The sequence below is a fragment of the Sporolactobacillus sp. Y61 genome, assembly GCF_040529185.1.
GTDB lineage: Bacteria > Bacillota > Bacilli > Bacillales > Sporolactobacillaceae > Sporolactobacillus.
Genome location: NZ_CP159510.1, coordinates 970,646 through 988,831, shown reverse-complemented (window position 1 = coordinate 988,831; position 18,186 = coordinate 970,646). Strand labels below are relative to the sequence as shown.

Below are 18,186 nucleotides of genomic sequence, written 5' to 3'. Positions count from 1 at the left end.
GGGACATACGCATGAACCTGCTCTGGACCGGTATAACTATTCTGCTGATTATTCTGCTGCTGATTGCCGGCGCATTACTTGACATTGTCACCGGCCTGAAGGTCAGACATCCGAAACTCCCGGAACGGAAAGCAGTATCAGGACAGAACCGGCTGCTTTACTTTACACAGGGGCGGGAACTGTTCCATGACATGCTTCGGGAAATCAGTGAAGCGAAAGATCATATCCATTTATCTTTCTTTATTTTTGAGGCAGACAACGTCGGCAGGCAATGGCTGGACCTGCTGAAGAAGAAAGCGGCAGAAGGCGTTGAGGTTCGGCTGCTTGTTGACTTCCTTGCGGCTTTCAAACTGCGGTCCAAAAAGGCGGAACTGGCACGTGCCGGGGTTCAGCTGGCCTTCTCCGGCAAAGTCGGATTTCCCTTCACCGTTTACGCGCTGAACCGGCGCAATCACCGTAAGATAGCGGTCATTGACGGCAGGGTCGGTTATTTCGGCGGTTTCAATGTCAGTCGTGACTACCTCGGCCAGACTCCTGAGAAGGGGCCATGGCATGATAACCATCTGAAAGTTGTGGGAGAGAGTGTGGCTGAACTGCAGCGCCGGTTTCTCGAAGACTGGCGCCGTTCAGGCGGCAGCGTAGCGGACCGGCGCGCTTTCTTCCCCAAACATGAAAAAGGACCGTCGAAGCTGGTTCTGATTGCAACAGACGGGAAGCAGATTGAAACGATTTTTGCTGAAAAGCTGGCAGCCGCGCGCGAGTCGATTATAATCGGTTCCCCTTACTTTATCCCGAGTCGGAAACTGATGGACGTACTCATGGATCGCCTTGAGCATGGCGTAAAACTGACGATATTATTACCGATGAAACGGGATCATGCACTGGTCCGGCCGGCATCTTTCCACTACCTTCAGCCACTTATTGAAAAAGGAGCCGGACTCTTTCATTTTTATCAGGGCTTTTTCCATTCCAAAGCCTTTGTTGTCGATCGAAAGCTGGCCTATATCGGTACCACAAATTTCGACCAGCGGAGCTTTTTCCTGAATGATGAACTGTCCGGATTTACCGACGATCCGGTGATTGTCCGCAATGTTCTCGATCAGCTGCAGCGGGAGATCCGCAACTTTTCGGTAGAGGTGGACGCCGCAAAGGTACGGAACCGTTCACCAATCGAGAAACTGAAAACCATCTGTTCCGCCTGGTTCAGTTTTTTCCTGTGAAATAGAAAATCCGGCGTTCCCACAGTTTCGAGGGAACGCCGGATTTTTTCAGATTACATTTGATCCGGCGCATGAACACCGATCAGATCCATACCATTTTTTAATGTTATCCGCACGGCCTTCATCAGAGCGACACGAGCTTTACTGAGCGGCATGTTCGTCTCATCAAGTACTTTTTCCGCATTATAAAAGCTGTGAAGTTTCGATGCGAGATCAAACAGATACGACGGGATATGCTGAATCGCAAGTTTTGCCGCACTGCCCGCAACCACCGACGGGAACTCACCGAGCTGCTTCAGCAGATCAATTTCCTTTTCGCCGGACAGTAAGCTCAGATCGATCGACTCAGAGGGCTTTGTATCGAGGGCTTCCGCCCGTTTCAACATACTCGTGATTCTTGCAAAAGCATACTGAACATAATAAACCGGATTTTCGTTGGAACGGGAAATTGCAAGATCCAGATCAAAGTCCAGATGCGTGTCCGCACTCCGCATGGCAAAGAAATAACGTGCGGCATCGACGCCGACGTCTTCCATCAGTTCACGCATCGTTACCGCTTTACCGGTTCGCTTGCTCATCTTAACCTTTTCCCCGTTCTTAAACAGGTTGACGAGCTGAATAATCTGTACATTCAGCTTATCGGGATCATAGCCAAGTTCGGCCAGCGCGGCCTTCATTCTCGGGACATACCCGTGGTGATCGGCACCGAGTACGTCGATCAGGCGGTCAAACCCGCGGTCAAACTTATCTTTATGATAGGAAATATCCGGGGTAAAGTAGGTATAGGTACCGTCTGATTTAATCAGCACGCGGTCTTTGTCGTCTCCGTGTTCCGAGGTCTTCAGCCAGACGGCATTGTCCTTTTCAAATGTTTCCCCTTTATCCTTCAGCATGTCCAGTGCCGCTTCAACTTTGTGTGTTTCATACAGTGAACGCTCCGAATACCAGCGATCGAACGTCACCCGGAAGTCGGCCAGATCCTTCCTGATGCCCCGCATCAGATGATCCACACCAAAGTTGCGGAAGAAACGCAGGCGTTCTTCTTTCGGTTTTGCTTCAAGCGTGCCGCCATATTTCTCCACGAGCTGATCGGCGAGTTCGATTATATCCCTGCCATGGTAGCCGTTTTCAGGAATTTCGGCATTTTTCCCAAGCGCCTGCAGGTAGCGTGCCTCAAGAGAAACAGCGAGATTCGTGATCTGATTGCCACCATCATTAATATAGTATTCCGCACTGGCCCTGTAGCCGGCTTTGTTCAGCAGTTTACAGAGCGTATCACCGACCGCCGCGCCGCGCGCATGACCGAGATGCAGGCTGCCGGTCGGGTTCGCCGAAACAAACTCAACAAGCACTTTCTCACCGCCACCGCTGCCCGAAGCGCCGTAGGCATCCCCCGCTTTGATAATCGCCGGAATCAGATCCGTCAGATACTGATTATCAAGGAAAAAGTTGATAAAGCCCGGCCCTGCCACCTCAATTTTGCGGATATGGCCTTTCTTCCTGTCAAAATGGGCGACCAGTTCGCCGGCGATTTTTCGTGGTGCCATCTTGGCGATCCGGGCCAGCTGCATCGCCATATTCGTCGCAAAATCGCCGTGTGCTTTATCCTTTGGCACTTCCAGCACGATGTCCGGAATCTGCTCTTCAGATGCAAGGCCTGCTTTCAGCACGGCCTGTTTTATTTCTTCTTTCAATTGTTCTTTGACCTGTTCGACAATTGCCATGTTTTACCCTCCAAAAAATACATACAGAACCGCCTCAGACGGCGGGCTGTCTTTATCACTTCTGCTACTTTTCATTGCCTATTTTCCGCGGCCGATTTGTAGGCTTCCAATATATGGATTCCAGAGCCCCGGCTCGCTGCCTGCAGGCGTCCCGCGCCCTTCCGCTCCAGTCAGCCTGAAACATTATAATCGCATAAAGCTCCATGTGATCCGGAAGGTCCCGGCATCTTCTCCCTGAATGTTCAGCCGGTAGACCAGACCGGCTGCGCCGGATCCGGACTCCGGACTCCAGGTCGCCGTGATGCTTTCAGCAGCCGCTTCCGTAGCCAGGTTGCCAGACGGTGTCCCAAGCTTCCCGTGCAGGCTTTTTCCAAGCTTCAGCGGCTGCCTCAGCGGATACTGACCTCTGCGCCTGATCAGTGCTTCACCCTTCGTAAACTTAATGATATATTGTGAAGCGCCTTCTGCACGGTATGTCAGATAAAAGCCATCCGTTCCCTCTTTCAGCCGGCCACGAAGCGACATGCGAAGCGGGCTGCGGCTGCCGGGTATCCGGCTGACCCATTCAATTTCAATCTCTTGAGACGTCACGCTCTGGCCTCCTGCGAAATAAAACCGCACTTTTCCATACTCATATAACTATAAAATATTGGACAGCTCCGGGCAAGGCTAATCCGCCTTTTTTCGCATAAATCTGTTAAAAAGACCTGTGGCCGGCCGCCTTCATCATTTTTACCTGCTGATGCGTTTTCCAGACCATGTTTATAAAAAGGGGGGCTGAACCATACTGGATAGCAGAATAGTCCATGAGGAGGTGCTGCCGATGCGTTTTATCTCCTGGGTACGGAAAAGAAGTCCGGCGTTTCGCCTGGCGCAGCTTGGCGGTGCAGTGATCTGCGCCACACTTGCTGCGGCCGGTCTCCTTGTTCTTGCTGCGAAACTGGCAGGGCCGATGGATTTTCCCGCCTCGGCTCCGGCGACATTTTATGACAATCGCGGCAAACTGATTGGCAAATGGGAGAGCGCTAACCGGCAATGGGTAGCAATCGACCGTATGTCGCCATCGGTGAAACTGGCGACTCTGGCCATTGAAGACCGGCACTTTTTTCACCATAACGGGTTCGATCTGAAGCGTATTGCCGCCTCGGCACTGATCGATCTGCGTACCCTGTCCAAGAAACAGGGAGCGAGCACCATTACGATGCAATATGCGAAGAACCTGTTCCTGACGAATGAAAAAACGTGGCTGCGCAAAGTCGCTGAAGTTTTTTACACCCTCCGTCTTGAAATGAATGAGCCGAAAAAGAAAATTCTCGAAGGGTACCTGAACACAATCTATTATGGGCACGGGGCCTATGGCATCGAAGCCGCTGCGAAAATCTATTTTAATAAAAAAGCGGGGGATCTCTCGCTTGCCGAATCCAGTATGATCGCCGGAATTCCGAACGGGCCGGGCGTCTTTTCCCCTTTTCTCAATTATCACAAAGCAAAAGAACGGCAGCGCGTGGTGCTGAAGACGATGGTCGACAGCGGATTCCTCTCTAAAGAACGGGCAGATGCCGCCTATCGGGCGGATCTGCATCTGGCGGATGGTGAACGGAAACCGGCTGATCGACCAGCCCCTTATTTCCAGGATGCCGTACGTAAAGAGTTGACTGAGAAACTGCATTTTACGACGAAAGAACTCGATTCAGGCGGGCTGAACGTCTATACGACGCTCGATGCAGAGACGCAGCAATCGGCCGAATACTGGGTTAAGAAAACCATTCCGGAGCAATCGGCGATCCAGACGGCACTCATTGCCATGGATCCGAAAACAGGCGGGGTCGTGGCCATGGTAGGAGGGCGTCACTATAAAGAGAGTCCATTTAACCGCGCGGTAACCGCCAGACGGACACCAGGGTCTGCAATGAAACCGTTTCTCTATTATGCGGCACTGCGGAACGGGTTTACTCCGGCTACACTGCTGAAGAGTGAGCCGACATCCTTTACATACGATGACGGGCGGAGAACGTATGCGCCGGACAACTTTGGCGGGTATTATGCGAATGGGCCGATCACGATGGCTCAGGCCCTCGCGCTGTCCGATAATGTTTTTGCTGTAAAAACGCACCTTGCGATCGGTATGGAAAAAATGATTGCCGCCGCCCGGCGTGCGGGTATCACCAGTCCGCTCGCCGCCATCCCGTCGCTCGCACTCGGATCCCGGCCGGTCAGTGTCATCGAGATGGCACGGTCCTATGCCACTCTGGCAAATGAAGGAGCGCGGATCCGGCCGGCACTTGTGACCAAAGTGACCGACCGGGAAGGAAAGGTGCTCTATGCCTGGCTGCCGGAACACAGGCAGGTACTGAACCGTCAGACTTCTTTTGTTCTGTCACAGATGATGACCGGAATTTTCGATAAGCGGCTCAACGGCTATACGAAAGTGACCGGCGCGCAGGTGGCCGGGCAGCTGACACATAAAATCGCCGCAAAAACCGGGTCGACCTCTTCCGACAGCTGGATGGCCGGATTCACGCCGGAGCTGGTCAGTGCGGTCTGGGTCGGCTATGACAAGGGGAAAACGATCAGCACCTATCCGGAAACCGGTTATGCCAAAGACATCTGGTCGCATTTCATGCAGAGCGCGCTGGATGGCCAGCCGCGGAACAGTTTCGATCCGCCCAAGGGCGTCGTCAGCGTCAGCATCGATCCAAAAACCGGATTACGTGCCGGCGGGACATGCCCCGGCCGGCCTACCTGGTTTGTCAAAGGTACAGAACCGACAACCTATTGCGACGGCAAGGAGCGCCACAAAGAACAGGGAAAGAAGAAAAAAGTGGAGAAAAAAAGCTTATTTGAGCATCTGTTCCAGTGGTGGCGCTGAACAGGCATGCGCGATGCGCCGGAATAACAGAATACTGGCCCGGTGCAGAGGCGCGCTGCGTTTTGGGGCGTTGGGGCGGTTGGGCGGGATTCAGCCGATTTGTCCGGTTTTTCAGCCGATATGCTCATGAATTCAGCCGGATCACGCGATGATTCAGCCGACTACCGTGGTTTTTCAGCCAGTACGCTCATGAATTCAGCCGGTATGCTCATGAATTCAGCCACGCAGGTTTTTAGCCGGTATACTCATGATGATTCAGCCAGTTCACACGGTTTTTCAGCCAGTGTGCCTATGAATTCAGCCGGATCACGCAGGTTTTCAGCCGATCCATGCAGTGATTCAGCCAGTGTGCTCATGAATTCAGCCAGTCCTCACAGTTTTTCAGCCACGCAGGTTTTTAGCCGGTATACTCATGATGATTCAGCCAGTTCACCCGGTTTTTCAGCCAGTGTGCTGATGGATTCAGCCGGATCACGCACGTTTTCAGCCGATCCATGCAATGATTCAGCCAGTGTGCTCATGAATTCAGCCGGTCCTCACAGCTTTTCAGCCACGCACGCACACACTGCGCGCTGCGGTCACCAGATGGGGGGGCAACTACCTTTGATTGAGGCTTTCCGGACAGGAAAGCCTCTTTTTCAGGAAGGGTCCTACATTTTTAATTGCCCAGATGCGCTTTCAGTTCGGGGTTGGCACGTGCCCATTGTCCGGGATCAATCTTCTCGAGGAAGGTTCGCAGTACTTTTTTTGAAGGGGTATCCATTTCATCCAGGACGACTTTTCCTTTCAACGCCTGGCCCATTTTGTTCACATGGTCAGCGAGGAGCTTATAGCCGCGTCTGATCTCGCGGTTAATGATCATTTCTGCTGCAGCGGCACCCTCGTAGTGCGGGCCGTCTTTTGTCACTTCTGTATTGACCCAGATCAGCCAGTATTTTTTCCCGCCGCCCTGCAGATCGGCCTTATCGCCCGTGAAACGGATCCTTCGCTCGACATCACTGCGGGCGTGCAGTGCGCCCATATCAACCCGTGCCGTCCCCGCTTCGACATCGATGATCACCGGCGACATATTATCGAGATTGACCAGTCCCGCACCGAACCCGCCATGACCCTTTGTCGCGTCGCCTTTTATAATATTAAATCCCGATTTTTTCGGATCCTGACTGAAAATATCCACTCCGTTCACCCTCTCAAAAGTGATATAGCTCACACTTTAATCAGTCTCATTTTATCATATTTACCGGCTCAACCGCATTAGAGATACCCTCGAGATACTTCCGGGTAACAGCAAAAAAAGCCGGCACAGGCTGCCGGCAGCATGACGATCCTTCTTTTTCTCATCTGCTGATACTAAAATGATCGATCTTCCACTTTCCTTTTTCTTTTATCAATTCAAAGCCCAGCTGCCTTTTTGTCCCATCATCAAAGGTGAGGGCAGCCAGGACACCGGCATATTTCGTATCAGATGATTTCTGCTCGCGGACAATACGGATATTTTTGATCTCGGCTGTCCCCTCATGAACGAGTTCGTACAGTGTCGCAGTCATTTTTTCTCTACTGTATTGATTGTTATCCTTAAGATCAAGAATCGTTATTTCCGCAATCTGCTTTTCTGCATCATTATATTTACCGGCTCTGGCATATTCAAGAAATTGTCCGGTCACACCGGACGGACTGTTATCCGGCATCTGGCGGAAGAAGAAAAAGGCGACTACCGCAAGAATGACGCAGGGGATGATCCATTTCCGGTTTCTCTTCACAAATTCTGTAACAGAACGACTCTGATCTTCTGAGCGGGCAGCCCGACCGGTTGTCACTGTTTCAGCCGGTTCAGCGAGTCTTTGTCCGCAACGGGTACAGAACTTCTGACCCGGTTCACATTTTGAGCCGCAGTTACGGCAAAAATTTTCAGCCATTGTTCTTACCTCTTTTCTGTTTTAACATCCAATGATCAACGTACTTATTCAGCTGAGTCTTCTTTAATCAGCCTTCAGACTTTCCTGAATGATCCTCCAGAAATCGGCACCGCCATTTTCCATCAACCGGATCACCGCATTTTGGACAAAGAGATCACCTGCCTTCCCCTTGCGAATATCGATGGCCAGATATTCATTATGTATTTACCGGATATTCCTTTTATGTAAAAATAAACCATCACCAGCATTAATCATCATTATATCGATAATCCCGGTTCTTTTGAACCCTTTTCAGCAGATTCTGAGATTTATTCCTGGCGCGTGGCGTATGCCTGACCGGGGTCTGTTTTATGGCTGCCGGCAAACGGCCTGTCCGGTCACATTCGCAAAAAAGCCTGAACCATTGCCAAACAGCCCGTCAACGCTTATTCTTGTATTAGCAATCAATCTGTCTGGGGGATTCACTGAAGATGATTTTGATCCGATGCATTAAAAATGTTTACGGGGAAACAGGAAGCCCTGCCATGGATCTGCTCGAGGAAAGGCTCCTGTTCAGAAAAGATCATTTTTATATGGCAGATCAGGACGGCGAAGGGCATCTGCTGACTCAGGACGAGGAAGGCGAGCCGCACGTTATCGCCGACGGCACAGATATTCTGACCGGAGATTCCTGGTTCCATGAGCATTTCGTCGTCGCCTGAGCGGCACGCAGTCAGACATCAGCAGGAGGGAAATGTATGGCAGGTATCGACTATAACATTGTAAAAAATATCGGGACCGTATCTCAGTCACCGAAAGGCTGGGAAAAGCAGCTGAATGTGATCAGCTGGAACGGACGCCCGCCGAAATATGATCTTCGCGACTGGGCACCGGACGGGCAGAAGATGGGTAAGGGTATCACCCTGACGCTTGATGAACTGAAGGCGTTGAAGCGGCTCCTGAATCATATGGAAGAACTGGATCAATGAAAAGGATGAACGCTCTGTCATAAAGACGAAGCGTTCATTTTTTTGCCCGGGGCGCTGCTGTTCCGTGAAAACGAGCCAACCCGAATCACGATCATTGAATTCCGGCAGACATTCCGATACACTCAGATTAACAAACGATAAGTTAAGGGGTGATGACGCATGTCCGCTGATTGTCAGACCGATTGTATTGCGCCATGGCAGGGACATTTTGGACTGGAACGGGAAAATCTGAGGATCAATCCCGACGGAACACTGGCACTGACTCCGCATCCCCGTGCGTTTGGTAATAAACTGACCCATCCCCAAATTACGACCGATTTTTCCGAGAGCCAGCTGGAACTGGTGACACCCGTCACCTCTTCCCTGCATGAGGCCCAGTCGCAGCTGGACTGCCTCACGCAGAAGGTCTGTCGCGGTCTCGGCCCGGAACTGCTCTGGCCGCTCAGTAACCCGCCTGCCGAACTCCCACCGGAAAATCAGATTCCTGTGGCCAACTTCGGACCGGAAGGACGGGATAAAACCGACTACCGGTATTACCTGGCAAAAAAATACGGGCGCTACAAACAATTATACTGCGGTCTGCATTTTAACTGCTCCTTTGACGGACTTTCCGGTAAAACGGCCGGTGAGAAAAACCATTTCTATCTGCATCTGGCCGCGCAGGCGATGCGTTACCGGTTCTTTCTTATCCATCTGCTGGCGGCAAGTCCCGGGCGGAAGCCTGACGCGATGTACCGGTCTGTCCGCCTGAGCGCGCACGGGTATCGAAATACTGAAGTGATCCATCCCGATTACAGCGATGCCAAAGCTTATCTCGCCTCTCTTTTGGAGGCAATCAGAGAAGGAAAAATTGAGGGGCCGCGTGAACTGTATCATCAGGTTCGGATCAAGGGCAGAGGGTTCGAAAATCCGGATGAGGAACCTGAGGCCACACGAATCGAACTGCGCATCCCGGACCTGAATCCCTTTTACCCGTCCGGTATCAGTCTGGATGATCTCTATCTGATGCATCTTTTTCTCATATGGGCGGCCAATGCGGAGGACGAAGCTTTTGATCAGGATGCTCAGAAAAAAGCAGATGCACTGGCTGATCAGGCGGCACTGATGGACGTAAGTGAACCCTTGAAGAGCGAAATCGACCGGGTATTTGAGCGACTTGGCAGCTTTGCCCGAAGTCTGACGCTTCCTGAAGGTTATCTCCACGCTCTGGACGTGGCGAAAAAGCGGTGGCGTAATCCGCAAAAGCGCTATGCTGAGCGCCTGATCACACGTTTTCAGAGGGGAGAAACGGGGCTTAACCTGGCCCGCAGGCTGAAAAATACCTTTATTCATAAGATGGAAGATATATGTTCCTGAGGAGGCGCTTTCATTGCTTGTTGCCGGACTGTTCATCTGCACCCTTGCAGCCGCTTATCTGATTTTCTTCGGACTTGTGATCTGGAAGAAAGAAGAGCTGCAGCTGCTGACTTTTTTCAATGAAAAACAATTCCACGGCGATCGGCATAAACTCGCCCGGGCAGCCGGACGATTCTTTATTCTGACAGGCATCCTTGCCTGTCTTCTTCCCTTTTCCCTCCACTTTATCCACGTACTGACAGGTGTCGTTTTCGCTTTCGTTGTTATAGGCGGCATCGCCGTCCTGATTTTCTATTACCACAAATGGAACAGCGCGTGATGCAAAAAGTGAAGGATGTCCCCTTTTAGCGGGCGTCGTCAACTCGCCTGTGAGCTGCAGCAGGCGATGCACACCGTAACCAAAAAATCACGATGAAGCGCACCTGACAGACAGGGTCATCATGATTCCGGTCAGAATGAATGACCCGTCAGTCCCGATGCCTGAGGACTGGCCTGGCATTCAGCATAGAGCTCTGAAATATACGTATAGGCGCAATTGACCTCTTCCGGTCCGGATGCCCCGATGACGGTACGCGCTTTTTCCGCCGCACGTTTCCGGGGCAGGTGGTCAAAATAAAGAAGTGTGGATACGAGTTCCAGAAAATCCGTACGCTCGGAAACCAGTTTTTCCACATCGTCTTTCACATCCGGAAGAATGTGCTTATAGTGATACAGAAACCCTTCCCCTGCCTCGGACAGACGATAGCCGGGCGTTGACTCGCTGCCTGATCGACCTTCCTCAAGGACGAATCCGAAGTCGCACAGTTCCTCCAGCTGCATGGACAGCTCGTCCGAATAGGGGCCGTAAAATTGAAAATGATAGGTTTCGTAAAATGGGAAACCCAGTTTCTGCAATATGTAAACGATTTTCTGCAATTTTTTACGACCGGGCATCACACCCGCCTGATCAATCAGGGCAGCAATTTTCGCATGATCTTCCAACATTGTTCATTCCCCCAAAATCACCTGTCTGATTCATTGATCCTGAAAGTCCAGGATACGTCTCCGGCGCTTTCAGATATGTAAAAGTCCGCAGATTTTCTTTTTCCAGGCGGAATCCGGCAGAGCGAGCACTCTGTCTTTCGGATAATATAGTTTATGATCCGTCCGCCTTTCCCCGTGATTGCGCGTACGACTTCCGATTCACGGGAGAGCTCATGCAGGCTCCCGTCCGGCATCAGCAGCTGGATTGGAAGGCGTTCTTCTTCTTTTCCCGGGCGGTAAAAGTCATACGGACAGTCTGATGAAGAATCGACTTCGAGATAATATTCCGGATCAATACCTGCCGCCCGAAACGCCTCAGTCAGTTCTTCACCAGCGGACAAACTGTCTTTGGACAGCTGGACATATTTGAACAGACGCCGGTTCATAAAACGGCTGCAGAGGTCACTGAGTATCGGATCCGCCTCATCCTGCCAGACCTGAAAATAATACATCATCACCGACTCATCAAGTCTGAGATAATCACGGAGCGTCATGTGCCCTTCAAAAAGTGAAATCAGCGGAACGGGAACATGTTTGAACTGAAATCCCTTTTGATACAGTATTCTGGCCCGATGGAGAATCTTCGTCAGAATGACTTCCGCACTGCGCGTCACCGGGTGAAAGTAGACCTGCCAGTACATCTGATAGCGGCTCATGATATAGTCCTCCACCGCGTGCATCCCGCTCGATTTAAAGACAATCTGACTGTCTCCCGGCCGCATGACCCGCCAGATCCGCTCCATATCAAAGTGTCCGTAGCTGACACCGGTAAAATAGGCATCCCGCAGGAGATAATCCATCCGGTCAGCATCAATCTGGCTGGAAATCAGACTGACGACCATCCGGTTTTTATACGTATGACCAATCACATCAGCCACCTTCTCCGGAAGGCCGCCTTCTGCCCCTTCGAGCAGGCGGTGAATTTCCGTGTCCCCGAGAATGATCGCCTGTGTGAACTGTTCATGGTTGGTTCCGAAGACCTTTTCAAAGGAATGGGAAAACGGGCCGTGGCCGACGTCGTGCAGAAGTGCGGCGCAGAGTGCAATCATGGTCTCGCCGTCATCCCAGTCGCCTCTATTTTTGAAAATACCGATTACGCGCCGGGCAATCTCATAAACACCAAGTGAATGGCCGAAACGGCTGTGTTCTGCTCCGTGAAAAGTCAGAAAGGTTGTGCCAAGCTGACGGATCCGCCGCAGTCGCTGAAACTCAGGTGTGCCGATCAGATCCCAGATCAGCCGCTCCCGTACGTGGATATAGCGGTGGACCGGGTCTTTAAATACTTTCTCTTCATTGAGTTTTTCAAATTGGGTCAAAAGACCACATCCCGATATTCTCCGGGCGATCCCGGGTGTTCTGTTCCTCATTATAGCTTTTTTGCATCAAAATGAAAACGGTGTTCAGTCGTCAATGACCCTCTTCCGGTTTTTAAAGTAAACCGGCTGAAGCCCGCATGCGCGGGCCAAATCCCGGCCGAGCTTATATTTTTCCCCAATGGTTTCCGGCGTATGATTGTCCCCGCCGATGGTCACATACTTTCCTCCGAGTTCCTGATAACGGCGGGCGATCCCGGAAAAGCCCGAGCGGAAAGCCTCCTGATCAAGCAGACGCAGATTGATTTCAAGACAAATGTCCCGGTGAATCAGGGCATACAGAAAGTTATCGATCAGAACAGGAAAATCCCCGTAACGCAGAACGTTGTCCGAATAGCTGAGGTAGCGGCACGGGTAATCGATATGCGCGAATGTGTCGATATAGGGATTTTTATGAATGGTGTGCTCGGCATAGATGAGATAATGGGCAAAAAAATCCGGCTTGGAGAGAAAATTTCTGCTCTCGTCGGAACATATATCATAGTCGCGGATATTGTGGACCGATCCGATGACCATGTCGAACGGATGATGTTCAGCAATTTCCCGGTTGCGCTTGATATAACTGTCGCGATCATCCAGCCCGAGTTCGATCCCGAGCAGCAGGTGATCTCCCCGGTACGGAGCGTAGGTGCTGAAATAGTCTTCAATCGGAAAAGTGACGGGCGACCCGTCTTCCTGACGCTCATTCAGATCATAATGCTCCGTCAGAATCAGGTTCAGGCCCTGCTGAGCGGCTTTGTTCCGTGCTTCTTCAAGCTGCATATCCGCATCAAACGAGAACTGTGTATGATTATGCGTATCAAACGGCATAAGTGTGCTCCTTATACGTGATTTCCTTTATTGTATCATGGACTGGGCCGCTGTGAATCCTGAATGTGGAACGTCTGATATAAGGCGTGAAATAAAACGTGTTCGATCTCTTTAAAGAAGGGTGGTTTTCATTCTACTGATCCGCCGGGGTCCTTCCTTTCCTTGGACAGTTTGCGAACCGCTTTAAAAACCCGGAAAATTTAAGTGCGAGGTGAAGGCCGCCGGACCTTCACCTCACACTTCCCTGCTACCTTCCGTATTTTGAGGAAAAATCTGTAAACTATGTTTCATCCAATATGCCGGGCTGTCGCAATGACTTTCTATCAGTGATCTTCATTGCTTTTTCATTTTTCGACTGCTATTTTGGGGGGTTCTATTTTTACACTACGTCCAATACTGTCAGCAACAGGGCAATGACTTTGGACGTAATCAATCAATTTGTTGACCTTATCCTCTGCGGTATCTGTCTTAAGGTATAGTTTAAGCCGGATGTCCTGAAAGCCGGGCCTGACATCAGCCTTGCCCAGGAACCCTTCTGTATCAAGATCCCCTTCCAGTTCTACTCGAATATGTTCAAGATGGACGCCATATTTTTTTGCGAATGTCGTAAGTGCTATGGCCTGGCATGCTCCTAAACTGTTCAACAGAAGTTCAACGGGATTCATACCCGTATTTGTTCCTCCGAGTTCTTTTGGCTCATCAATATTAATTTTGAAATTTCTCGTGACAGCTTCTACAGCTAAACCATTCTTTCGATTAACTGTAGCTTTGAAAGTTTTCAGTACCATAAGAACGGATACTTCCTTTCTCATAGATTAATGATTATTATAAAACACTAAAAACATATTGTTACTCATGTATTACTGACTGGGGAATCAAGTGATTGCGGGTAGCGTTGTACCAGCAATGAAATGTTGTTATAACTAACAACATTTTAGGGTATCTCCTTGAAGTTGTGAGGTTGAGGGGCAACCCTTGAGAATCAAGCCCGCACCCATTGGTGAACATCTCCAAACTTTGGTGATACTCGTAATAATTAAACCCGTTCCGCCTTTCACCCGTTCAACATAGTAATCTATTGCCGCTGGCTGTAACATCCTTCATTGTCCACCAAACCAAATGCGCCCATCGGAGCCATTCACTTCCACTTTACCTATTTTTATCGGTTGAAACAAAGACCCTTACATTTGCTTCGCCTCCATGTATTTGTATGCGCTTACATATTGGTTATAACACTAAATAGTCAATTTGCATGTTAAATTTTTCACATATTATAGCGGTTATATTTTTTTAATGGTGCACCTTACATTTGCTCATTAAACCTGCCCGGACGATCTATCGCTGATATAAAGAAAAAATTACTGGCCGGCAACAGACGCTGCCGAAGGCCTGGTTTTTCTGAGCCCTTTCTCAATCGTTTTGTACTTTCTTAAAGTCAAAAAAAGCCTCCTTACGCCAGACAAGTTTAATGTAACTGTAGAACTATTTTGTCTGCCTGTATGGTTTTTTTCATGTTAATGACCCGCTGGTTTTCCGATCCGCGAAGTTTCAGTTTCAAATTTCGTTTGTCTAATTCAAAAGGACCGTCAACCAGGACATCAATATGATCCAGCAGGAGAGGGTTTCACCGATAGCCGGGGGAATTGTTCAATCTGAGCGGCCGCCTTCCGATCGGACGAACTTTTCGCGGCTTCTTCCTCCAGAGCCCATTGTCCAAATGTTTCGGTCCCGAAAAGGAAATGAATCCCTCCCGAAAAAAAGGCCGGCGATCCCTGGACCGCCGGCCTTTTCCTTCTAAATCATCATATGACTTTTTTTTCATAAGCAGCAATCGCGTCTTCGTGTGTCAAAGTGACAGCGATCTCGTCCATTCCTTTGAGCAGCATCTCCTTCTGGTAAGGATCTATGCTGAAGTTCACGGCAAAGTCGCCGCCCGTGATCGACTGCTGCCCGAGATTCACAGTCAAGAATAATGTGCGCTGCTCAGCGGCTTTAATCAGCCGGTCGACCAGATCGGGCGCCAGGGTCACAGCAAGGATTCCGTTCTTCTGACAGTTGTTGTAAAAGATATCGGCAAAACTCGGCGCGATAATCACTTTAAAACCGTAATCCTGTAAAGCCCACGGCGCATGTTCCCGTGACGAGCCGCAGCCAAAATTGTCGCGGGCAACGAGGATTGACGTGTCGGCGTATTTCGGCTGATTCAGGATAAAATCAGGATTTTTCCGTCCCTCTTTATCAAAACGCCAGTTGTAAAACAGAAACTTGCCAAAGCCCTGGCGCTCCACCCGTTTCAGAAATTGCTTTGGAATAATCTGATCGGTATCGACATTCGGACGGTCCATCGGACAGACGAGCCCTTCAAAAGTCTGAAATGGTTCCATTATTTTCTCCTCCCGTTATCTGACTCCTGCAAATTCCCGGACATCGGCAAAATGACCGGCAATCGCTGCCGCTGCGGCCATGGCCGGGCTGACCAAGTGGGTCCGCGATCCGGCACCCTGACGTCCTTCAAAGTTCCGGTTCGATGTTGACGCACAGCGCTTCCCCGCCGGAACCACATCGTCGTTCATCGCCAGGCACATGCTGCATCCGGACTGGCGCCACTCGAATCCTGCGTCAATAAAGATCTGATCCAGTCCCGCCTCTTCGGCCTGCTTCTTGATTTCCTGAGATCCGGGAACGACAAGCGCACGCACGCCCTGATGCACGTGATGCCCGCGCACCACCTCCGCCGCCTGGCGAAGATCGCTGAAACGGGAGTTGGTGCACGAACCGATAAAAACGACATCAATCGGAATATCCCGGATCGGCGTGCCCGGCTGAAGGCCCATGTAGGAAAGCGCCCTCCTGGCGGCATCCCTTTTTTCTTCCGTAGTAAATGATGCCGGATCAGGCACGACATCATCAATCGAAGCCCCCATTGACGGATTGGTTCCCCAGGTAACCTGTGGCCTGATTTTGCCTGCATCAATTTCTATGGTCCTGTCATATTCCGCGCCTTCATCCGTCGCCAGCGCAAGCCAGTCCTTCGCTGCTTTTTCAAAGGCTTCCCCTTTCGGTACAAAAGGCCGGTTCCGCAGATAATCGACGGTGGTCTGATCGGGGCTGATCAGACCGGCACGTGCCCCGGCTTCGATCGACATGTTGCAGACGGTCATCCGCTCTTCCATAGACAGCTGGTGAATCGCTTCACCGGTATATTCTACAATGTAGCCGGTCCCAACAGCGATACCATACTTTGCGATAATAGCCAGAATCAGATCCTTCGCGCCGGCGCCGATTCCCAGCCGGCCATTGACTTTGATCTGCATGGTTTTCGGGCGACTCTGCCAGATCGTCTGTGTGGCAAGCACATGCTCCACTTCGCTCGTTCCAATGCCAAAAGCAAGGGCACCAAAAGCGCCATGTGTCGAGGTGTGGCTGTCACCGCAGACAATCGTTTTTCCCGGCTGAGTCAGTCCAAGCTGCGGACCGATGACATGGACAATCCCCTGATTTGGACTGTGAATGTCCGCCAGCTTAATGCCGAAATCGCGGCAGTTTTTCTCAAGCGTGCGGATCTGCGCGCCTGAGAACGGGTCTTTTGTTTCCCGGTTGCCGGTCGTCGGCACGTTATGGTCGACGGTAGCAAAAGTCAGTTCCGGACGTCGCGGGACCCGGTGATTGATCCGTAATCCTTCAAAGGCCTGAGGCGAGGTGACCTCGTGCAGCAGATGAAGGTCGATATACAGCAGATCAGGTGCTCCTTCCTCTCTGTAGACCAGATGTTTTTCCCAGATTTTCGTGGCAAGCGTTTGCGACCTCATGCTTCCATTTCCCCCTTCTCTTTCGTGAATGCCTCATCCAGCGCGGTGATGACCTGATCCGTCATCCCCGCAGTATCAAGCGCCTCACCGCTGATTTTCAGATCCGGTGTATGATAACCGCGTGCCAGTACGGTATCCACCGCGCGTTCAATCTGACCGGCTTCATGCGCCCTGTCCAGTGAGTACCGCAGCAGGAAAGCGGCTGACAAGATAGTTGCGAGCGGGTTCGCCACCCCGCGCCCGGCGATGTCCGGAGCCGATCCATGAACCGGTTCATAGAGTCCGAGCTGATCCGTACGCAGGCTCGCCGACGGCAGCATGCCCAGCGAACCGGTAATCATCGAAGCTTCATCACTTAAAATGTCGCCGAACATGTTCTCCGTAACGATGACATCAAACTGTGCGGGACAGGCAATCAGCTGCATCGCTGTGGAGTCGACAAGGGCATGGGTGACGGCGACATCCGGATGCCTCTTTGCGACCCGATTGACGATTTCCCGCCACATCCGGCTAGATTCGAGGACATTCGCCTTATCGACCGAAGTCAGTTTCCTTCGCCTTTTTTCCGCCATCTGAAACGCTGTTTCGACCACCCGTTCGATCTCATCTGCACTGTAGGCCAATGTATCAACCACCTGTTCATGGTTTGGGCCGCGGCGTTCGCTGGGTTTTCCGAAATACAATCCGCCCGTCAGTTCGCGGACAATCACAAAATCCACGCCGGCGACACGGGAAGCTTTCAAAGGGGATGCATCAATCAGCGGAGCAAAGGTTCTGGCCGGCCGGATATTGGCAAACAGCCCCAGTGCCTTGCGGATGCCGAGCAGGCCCTGTTCCGGGCGCATTTTCGCTGCCATGCCGGCCCATTTCGGTCCGCCGACCGCGCCAAGCAGGACGGCATTGCTCTTCCGGCACTGCGCGATGGTTTCCTGCGGCAGCGGGGTCCCGTCGGCCTCAATCGCTGCGCCGCCAATCCGCTTTTCCACAAAACGCACGTCGGTCCTGCTGTGATCAAAAATGTGTTTCAGCACCCGGACTGCCGCGTCCGTGACTTCCGGACCGATCCCGTCACCGGGCAGAACGGTAATGGTTTTTGTCATGTTCATACTCCTTTCGAT

General features: G+C 51.3%; 17 protein-coding genes and 1 pseudogene. 6 read left to right on the top strand and 12 right to left on the bottom strand.

The genetic code is table 11. The annotated features are described in order from the left end of the window. Nucleotides 1-11 precede the first annotated feature (11 nt). The gene (locus ABNN70_RS04880) at nt 12-1,220 is read left to right on the top strand and encodes a phospholipase D-like domain-containing protein (protein ID WP_353948915.1); all 1,209 of its coding nucleotides are present in this window, start codon (nt 12-14) and stop codon (nt 1,218-1,220) included. A gap of 53 nt (nt 1,221-1,273) precedes the next feature. Here ABNN70_RS04880 and argS read toward each other — a convergent pair whose 3' ends face one another. Continuing rightward, on the bottom strand, nt 1,274-2,944 hold the full coding sequence (argS, locus tag ABNN70_RS04875) for an arginine--tRNA ligase (RefSeq protein ID WP_353948914.1): 1,671 nt from the start codon (nt 2,942-2,944) through the stop codon (nt 1,274-1,276). 183 nt (nt 2,945-3,127) lie between these two features. Further along, nucleotides 3,128-3,535 carry a DUF1934 domain-containing protein gene (locus ABNN70_RS04870; protein WP_353948913.1) on the bottom strand — a complete coding sequence of 136 codons (408 nt, stop codon included), beginning with the start codon at nt 3,533-3,535 and terminating at the stop codon, nt 3,128-3,130. A gap of 232 nt (nt 3,536-3,767) precedes the next feature. Between ABNN70_RS04870 and ABNN70_RS04865 the strand changes: the two genes are divergently transcribed. Continuing rightward, the gene (locus ABNN70_RS04865; protein WP_129928428.1) at nt 3,768-5,813 is read left to right on the top strand and encodes a PBP1A family penicillin-binding protein; all 2,046 of its coding nucleotides are present in this window, start codon (nt 3,768-3,770) and stop codon (nt 5,811-5,813) included. Between the two features lie 658 nt (nt 5,814-6,471). On the opposite strand, the gene ABNN70_RS04860 is transcribed toward ABNN70_RS04865, so the two are convergent. Further along, on the bottom strand, nt 6,472-6,999 hold the full coding sequence (locus ABNN70_RS04860) for a YwhD family protein (protein ID WP_353949381.1): 528 nt from the start codon (nt 6,997-6,999) through the stop codon (nt 6,472-6,474). A 151-nt stretch (nt 7,000-7,150) separates the two neighbouring features. Next, the gene (locus tag ABNN70_RS04855; RefSeq protein ID WP_129928429.1) at nt 7,151-7,729 is read right to left on the bottom strand and encodes a zinc ribbon domain-containing protein; all 579 of its coding nucleotides are present in this window, start codon (nt 7,727-7,729) and stop codon (nt 7,151-7,153) included. A gap of 524 nt (nt 7,730-8,253) precedes the next feature. Here ABNN70_RS04855 and ABNN70_RS04850 point away from each other — a divergent pair. From ABNN70_RS04850 to ABNN70_RS04835, 4 genes are all read left to right on the top strand, one after another. Next, nucleotides 8,254-8,430, top strand: coding sequence for a hypothetical protein (locus ABNN70_RS04850; protein ID WP_240697234.1), 177 nt, complete (start codon nt 8,254-8,256; stop codon nt 8,428-8,430). Nucleotides 8,431-8,466: 36 nt separating this feature from the next. Then, nucleotides 8,467-8,697, top strand: a complete 231-nt coding sequence (locus tag ABNN70_RS04845; protein WP_129928431.1) for a PC4/YdbC family ssDNA-binding protein — start codon at nt 8,467-8,469, stop codon at nt 8,695-8,697. 159 nt (nt 8,698-8,856) lie between these two features. Then, nucleotides 8,857-10,053, top strand: coding sequence for a glutathione synthase (locus ABNN70_RS04840; RefSeq protein WP_353948912.1), 1,197 nt, complete (start codon nt 8,857-8,859; stop codon nt 10,051-10,053). A 13-nt stretch (nt 10,054-10,066) separates the two neighbouring features. Further along, on the top strand, nt 10,067-10,372 hold the full coding sequence (locus ABNN70_RS04835; RefSeq protein WP_353948911.1) for a hypothetical protein: 306 nt from the start codon (nt 10,067-10,069) through the stop codon (nt 10,370-10,372). Between the two features lie 131 nt (nt 10,373-10,503). Here the strand turns inward: ABNN70_RS04835 and ABNN70_RS04830 are convergent, their stop codons facing one another. From ABNN70_RS04830 to leuB, 8 genes and pseudogenes are all read right to left on the bottom strand, one after another. Further along, on the bottom strand, nt 10,504-11,037 hold the full coding sequence (locus ABNN70_RS04830; RefSeq protein WP_353948910.1) for a hypothetical protein: 534 nt from the start codon (nt 11,035-11,037) through the stop codon (nt 10,504-10,506). 69 nt (nt 11,038-11,106) lie between these two features. After that, nucleotides 11,107-12,392: pseudogene (locus tag ABNN70_RS04825) on the bottom strand (HD domain-containing protein). An 84-nt stretch (nt 12,393-12,476) separates the two neighbouring features. Next, nucleotides 12,477-13,259, bottom strand: coding sequence for a PHP domain-containing protein (locus tag ABNN70_RS04820; RefSeq protein ID WP_353948909.1), 783 nt, complete (start codon nt 13,257-13,259; stop codon nt 12,477-12,479). Between the two features lie 344 nt (nt 13,260-13,603). Continuing rightward, nucleotides 13,604-14,047, bottom strand: coding sequence for an OsmC family protein (locus ABNN70_RS04815; RefSeq protein WP_353948908.1), 444 nt, complete (start codon nt 14,045-14,047; stop codon nt 13,604-13,606). Nucleotides 14,048-14,724: 677 nt separating this feature from the next. Continuing rightward, nucleotides 14,725-14,862, bottom strand: a complete 138-nt coding sequence (locus ABNN70_RS04810) for a 4Fe-4S cluster-binding domain-containing protein (protein WP_353949380.1) — start codon at nt 14,860-14,862, stop codon at nt 14,725-14,727. 199 nt (nt 14,863-15,061) lie between these two features. Then, nucleotides 15,062-15,643 carry a 3-isopropylmalate dehydratase small subunit gene (gene leuD / locus ABNN70_RS04805; protein WP_353948907.1) on the bottom strand — a complete coding sequence of 194 codons (582 nt, stop codon included), beginning with the start codon at nt 15,641-15,643 and terminating at the stop codon, nt 15,062-15,064. A gap of 15 nt (nt 15,644-15,658) precedes the next feature. Then, nucleotides 15,659-17,068 (bottom strand): 3-isopropylmalate dehydratase large subunit, encoded by a 1,410-nt coding sequence (gene leuC, locus ABNN70_RS04800; RefSeq protein ID WP_353948906.1) that lies wholly within the window; start codon nt 17,066-17,068, stop codon nt 15,659-15,661. Beyond that, nucleotides 17,065-18,168: a 3-isopropylmalate dehydrogenase gene (gene leuB, locus ABNN70_RS04795; protein ID WP_353948905.1), complete on the bottom strand. Its 1,104-nt coding sequence runs from the start codon at nt 18,166-18,168 to the stop codon at nt 17,065-17,067. Before leuB ends, leuC begins: the two co-directional genes overlap by 4 nt. Nucleotides 18,169-18,186 lie beyond the last annotated feature (18 nt).